This is a genomic window from Paenibacillus sp. Aloe-11 (genome assembly GCF_000245715.1).
Lineage (GTDB): Bacteria > Bacillota > Bacilli > Paenibacillales > Paenibacillaceae > Paenibacillus > Paenibacillus kribbensis.
Genome location: NZ_JH601075.1, coordinates 14,581 through 16,705 on the forward strand (window position 1 = coordinate 14,581; position 2,125 = coordinate 16,705).

The following is a 2,125-nucleotide window of genomic DNA, read 5'->3' on the forward strand; positions in this document are numbered from 1 at the left end:
CAACTTCCATGAATCCCAGCCGCTCCAGCACAGCCCGCTCTACGACCAGTGCACGGTTCAAATGCTCGCAGCATTGAAACGCCACGTCAAAGCCATATGCCCGGCGTACGGACTCTACTCCAGCCAGCAACTGCTGAGCCACATCGAGCGCCCCAGCCGTGCCAATCCGGCTTCCAGCCACTTCACTCGTGCTTACGCCAACAACCAGCAAGCGACCAACTTTCAGACCGGCCGCTTCAGCGAGTTCCCGCACGACAGAAGCGGTCTGTGCTTCAAGTGAAATCTCACGATCCAATTGTCCTGCCATTGGAACCTCCCTTGGTTGAACAGTCCATCAGAGACAAGGCATGGTCTCATGCCTCAAGTTCAACACACTTTCTCCTGATATCACAATCTGACTATATTATAGCCGATGATTCGGATTTCGAGCAGAAAAAATGGAAGAACAAGAAGGCAGCAGAAGATCCGGAATAGCTCATATACGAAAAAAGAGCAGTCCACACCAATGTGGAATTGCTCTTTTGCCCAGGCGACCGGCCGTATATCCGATGCTCCATCGTGGTTAATCCCACTGTTGTCGCCAGTTACACCGGATTCTCATTTTTCCACCTTATCTTAACGGATTAACCGCCGAAAATCAACAGATTCCGTACAAATCAGATGAGCAACACCGACTTTATTCGGAGGAAGCCTTTAACTTGTCGAGCAGCTTATGCAGTGCCGTGCGGATTTCCGCAGCTGTGACATCGTAATCTTCCCGCGAACCCCCGAATGGATCGGAAATATCAAAGCCCGGAATGCGTTGGTGCAGCTCAATCATTCGCTCACGCTCCTGCGCCGACAGCTCTTGTCCGAGTGAAGCCATCAACTGTTGTGAAGCGTATAAGCCATCTAATTCCTGTACATCATTCAGCACCGCATCCCGATCTTCCACATATTCCTTGAGCGTAAAAACTTTGTCCGCCGCATGGGGAAACCGCTGAATGACATGCTGCTTATGACCTTGCGTCAAGGTTAAAATCAGATGGGCCCACTCGGCAAGTCCGCCGCTCAAAGAGGTCGAGGTCATCCGATCCGAGATATCTTGGTCCCGTAGAACCGCCTCTGCGTGCCGAGATATCGGTGTGCCTTCCATCGCGGCCACTCCCGCAGAGCGCACCTCCAGCTCCAATCCGTGTTCAGCAGCCAGCTTGCGCAGCATTCCTTCAGCCATTGGACTGCGACAGGTGTTCCCTGTGCATACGAATAAGATATGCTTCAACGTTTTCACCCCCCGTATGTTCAAAATATATAAACAGAGGACACTATCATCCTAAGCCTTTACTATCATCCTGTATTATTTTACACTTTCCACGCTAAAATCAAAACATAAACATAAAGCCAAACGCCAGCAAAATAGCACCGCCCACGGCTTCTCCGTAATCCCCTAGATTACGGCTGACCTTGCGACCCAGCAGCAATCCCAGCATCGCCATCGCTCCTCCGCAAAAGCCAAACGCCAGAACACTCAGCACCAGATCACTCTGGAACATCCCCAGCGAAACTCCTACAGAAAACGAGTCGACACTTACCCCAAGTGCAAACAACAAAAGACCCAAAGGTGAACGATGATCCAATACTTGTACACCGTCCCCCTTGAAGGAACTATATACCATATGCCCGCCTAAAAGGATGAGTAGCCCACCTGCAAAATAGGTCGTCACATAGCCCAGTAAGGAACTCATATAATGGCCTGTGAACATCCCCAGCAATGGCATCAGAATGTGAAAAAAGCCAATAACCGTACTGATGCGCAGCATATCCCGCAGGCGTATCCCCTTCATGCCGATCCCTACGCCCAGCGATAACGCATCCATCCCCAGCGCTACTGCCATGATCAGAATCGTTACAACCTGCCCGACATGGGCAGAGGCTGACAGCATACTCCATCCCTCCATTATCCGTCCTTTCTTGTACACGTTATGCGGACAAGGGGCAAAACAGTACAAGCATACTACGGATGAGCCTGTACGGGACGAGGAGAGATGAGAATTTTATTAAGAGCGGTTACGATTAGACTGAAACCCTTTTTGTTCTCCAGCAAAAATGCGAGTCTTGCTAAAGACGAACAACTCGGTGACCCGCC

3 protein-coding genes and 1 riboswitch are annotated in these 2,125 nt (G+C 50.6%); all 3 genes read right to left on the reverse strand.

Features of this window, described 5'->3' with window-relative positions; all coding sequences use genetic code 11:
* On the reverse strand, nucleotides 1-307 hold a 307-nt coding region (locus WG8_RS29125; protein WP_007432758.1), incomplete at its 3' end, for a DUF436 family protein.
* Between the two features lie 209 nt (nucleotides 308-516).
* Nucleotides 517-598: riboswitch (ZMP/ZTP riboswitch) on the reverse strand.
* 78 nt (nucleotides 599-676) lie between these two features.
* The gene (locus WG8_RS23435) at nucleotides 677-1,261 is read right to left on the reverse strand and encodes a low molecular weight protein arginine phosphatase (RefSeq protein ID WP_007432759.1); all 585 of its coding nucleotides are present in this window, start codon (nucleotides 1,259-1,261) and stop codon (nucleotides 677-679) included.
* 100 nt (nucleotides 1,262-1,361) lie between these two features.
* Complete coding sequence (locus WG8_RS23440; protein WP_007432760.1) at nucleotides 1,362-1,922, reverse strand: manganese efflux pump MntP; 561 nt, start codon at nucleotides 1,920-1,922, stop codon at nucleotides 1,362-1,364.
* Nucleotides 1,923-2,125: the final 203 nt, after the last annotated feature.

What these genes read in the sequence shown, in the direction of transcription:
- WG8_RS23440 (WP_007432760.1), bottom strand. Translation starts at nt 1,922, where the DNA reads ATGCTGTCAGCCTCTGCCCATGTCGGGCAGGTTGTAACGATTCTGATC.